The organism is Streptomyces sp. AC602_WCS936 (genome assembly GCF_019049125.1).
Lineage (GTDB): Bacteria > Actinomycetota > Actinomycetes > Streptomycetales > Streptomycetaceae > Streptomyces.
Genome location: NZ_JAGMUF010000110.1, coordinates 1 through 300 on the forward strand (window position 1 = coordinate 1; position 300 = coordinate 300).

The following is a 300-nucleotide window of genomic DNA, read 5'->3' on the forward strand; positions in this document are numbered from 1 at the left end:
TACTAATAGTGCCAGCAGCCGCGGTAATACGGAGGGTGCAAGCGTTAATCGGAATTACTGGGCGTAAAGCGCACGCAGGCGGTTTGTTAAGTCAGATGTGAAATCCCCGGGCTCAACCTGGGAACTGCATCTGATACTGGCAAGCTTGAGTCTCGTAGAGGGGGGTAGAATTCCAGGTGTAGCGGTGAAATGCGTAGAGATCTGGAGGAATACCGGTGGCGAAGGCGGCCCCCTGGACGAAGACTGACGCTCAGGTGCGAAAGCGTGGGGAGCAAACAGGATTAGATACCCGCGTTGTCC

Annotated in this window: 1 rRNA gene; it reads left to right on the forward strand. The window is 55.3% G+C overall.

Annotation, left to right across the window (positions count from 1 at the left end):
* Window positions 1-300 (forward strand): 16S ribosomal RNA (locus KUM03_RS29770); the annotation flags it as partial.